General features: G+C 71.7%; 1 protein-coding gene. It reads right to left on the bottom strand.

Annotated elements, in window-relative coordinates; all coding sequences use genetic code 11:
• The coding region (locus RUR_RS09205) for a condensation domain-containing protein (RefSeq protein ID WP_283134731.1) at positions 1 to 2,787 on the bottom strand (2,787 nt) is incomplete at both ends.

Genomic DNA, 2,787 nt, shown 5'->3' on the forward strand with positions numbered 1-2,787 from the left:
CGCGTTCACCCCCGGCGCCGGACGCCGGTGGGGCCGGGTTCCGCGGCTCGTGGGCGGGATCGCCGTCCCGGGTCGTCCCGGCCGGGTCGCCGTGGAGGGTGTCCATGGCATGGAGGAACCCGGTGAGGTTGGCGTGGGTGACGGCGACGCCTTTGGGGGTGCCGGTGCTGCCGGAGGTGTGGATGACGTAGGCCAGGTGCTCGGGGTGGAGGGGCGGCGGCGATGCCGACGTCGGCGGGGGTGTGGTGAGGAGAGCGGAGATGTCGCGGGTGGGTGTGGCGGTGGGGGGAGGCTGGTGGTGGAGATCCTGGGTGAGGATCAGGATCGGTTTGGAGCCGTTGATGATCTGGGTGAGCCGGTGGTCGGGGTAGGTGGGGTCCAGAGGGAGGTAGGCGGCGCCGGTCTTGAGGACGGCGAGGAGGCCGATGAGGAGTTCGGCTCCGCGGGTGGCGTGCAGGCCGACCAGGGTGTCGGGGGCGGCGCCCAGGTGGGTGAGGTGGGCGGCGAGGTGGTCGGTCCGATGGTCGAGCTGCCGGTAGGTGAGGGAGTGGCCGGCCTCGTCGACCAGGGCGATCTCGTCGGGGCGCGAACGAGCCTGTGCGGTGAGCAGCTCATGGGCGAATCCCCCGCCCGGTGACCGTACGGCGGATCCGGTGAACCGGGGGGCCGGAGGGTTGTGGGCGTGGAGGTTGTGCCGGCGTTGGCGGGGGGTGAGCAGGGGGAGGACGGTGACGGGCCGGTCGGGGTCGAGCACGAGGTGGTGCAGGAGGGTCTGGTAGTGGCCGGCGACGCGGGCGATCGTGGCGTGGTCGAACAGGTCGGTGGCGTACTCCCATTCGGTGTGCAGGGTGCCGTCGTCGCGGGGGGTGACCGTGACCGTGAGATCGAATTTGGCGGTGTGGGTGGGCAGGAGACGGGGGGTGATGACGAGGTGCGGGGTGTGGTGGCTGCGGGGTGGGACCGGGTTGTGGGTGAGCATGATCTGGAAGAGCGGGTTGCGGGTGTGGTCGCGGTCGAGGTGGAGGTGCTGGACGAGCTGTTCGAGGGGGAGGTGCTGGTGTTCCTGGGCGGCCAGGGCGGTGGTTCGGGTGCGGGCGAGGAGGGTGCGGTAGGTGGGGTCGCCGGTGATGGTGGTGCGGATGGGGAGGGTGTTGGCGAAGAAGCCGATGAGGGGTTCGAGGTGGGGGTGGGTGCGGTTGGCGATGGGAGTGCCGATGATCAGGTCGTGCTGGCCGGTGAGGCGGTGCAGGAGTACGGCCAGAGCGGCGTGCAGGGTCATGTGGGGCGTGGTGCCGGTGCCGTGGGCCAGGGCGGTGAGCCCGGTGACCAGAGCCGCGGGGAGGGTGTGGTGGTGGGTGCGGCCGCGGTGGGTGGGGGTGTGGGGGCGCGGCCGGTCGGTGGGCAGGTCGAGTGCGGGCGGCGGGTCCGCGAGGTGGTCTGTCCAGTAGGCGAGGTCTTGGTGGTGGTCGGGGGTGGTGGTGCGGTGGTGCTGGCGCAGGGTGTGGTCGGTGTAGGTGGCCCGGAGCGGCGCCAGCGGCGGGGGTGTCCCCGGCGGTGTGGTGGTGTGGTGGTGGTAGAGGGTGGTGAGTTCGTCGAGGAGGACGGTGAGGGACCAGCCGTCGCAGACGATGTGGTGGGCGGTGACGACGAGGTGGTGCTCGGCGGGCCCGGTTGTGGCCAGGTGGGTGCGGAACAGGGGTCCGGCGGCCAGGTCGAAGGGTTCGGCGACGAGCCGGGCGGTGAGCTCGCCGAGCCGGGCGGCGGCGGTGTCGGCGGACTCCCCGCTGTCGGTCTCGTGGATCGCGGTGAGGTCGGTGTGGGGGAGGGGATGTAAGCGCGGCGGGAGAATGTGCTGGCGGGGGCCCTGGTCGTCGGCGGGGAAGACGGTGCGCAGGGTTTCGTGGCGGGCGACGACGTCGGTGAGGGCGGCCGAGAGGGCACCGGTGTCGAGGTCGCCGGTGAGGGTGAGCGCTCCGGCGACGGTGTAGGTGCCGGCGCCGGGACTGAGCTGGTCGAGGAACCAGAGGCGTCGCTGGGGGGAGGAGAGCGGGATCCGCTCCGGGCGTTCACCGTTCCAGACGGGCTCGGCATCCTGCCTGACGAGCGTGGTCTCTTCGAGGGCTTGGGCGAGTTCGCCGACGGTGGGGTGTTCGAAGACGGCCCGCAGGGGGAGGTCGGCGCCCCACTCGTGGCGGATGCGGGTGACGGCCTGCGTGGCGAGCAGCGAGTGGCCGCCGAGCTCGAAGAAGTTGTCGTCGAGCCCGGGATCCGGGTGACCGAGGAGTTCCCGCCAGATTCCGGCGACGGCTTGCTGGGCGGGGGTGACGGCGGGCCGATGGCCGCGGGCGGAGGTGGACTCCGGGGGCGGCGGAAGCTTCGACCGGTCGATCTTTCCGCTGGGGGTGAGCGGGAAATGGCGGAGTACGACCAGGTGGGCCGGGTGCATCCAGGTGGGGAGGTGGGTGCGCAGGTGGGTGCGCAGGTCTTGCAGGGTGCCCGGGGCCGGCTTGAGCACGAGGGCTTCGGAGGGGATCGACCCGTTGTCCGAGGCTACGCCGGTGCGGCAGCCGTCCTCGGTTTCCGTGCCGGTTGAGTGGAGGTGCTCTGGGGTGGTGAGGGTGAGGTAGGTGGTGAGGTGGGTGGTGTTGTCGTGGGTGTGGACGGTGGTGTGGCTGGTGCGGACGGCGGGGTGCCGGGTGAGGGTGGCGTCGATGTCGGTGGTTTCGATGCGGTAGCCGCGGATTTTGACCTGGTGGTCGGTGCGGCCTTGGTAGTCGATGGTGTGGT

This window comes from Rhizohabitans arisaemae, assembly GCF_025996515.1.
GTDB lineage: Bacteria > Actinomycetota > Actinomycetes > Streptosporangiales > Streptosporangiaceae > Rhizohabitans > Rhizohabitans arisaemae.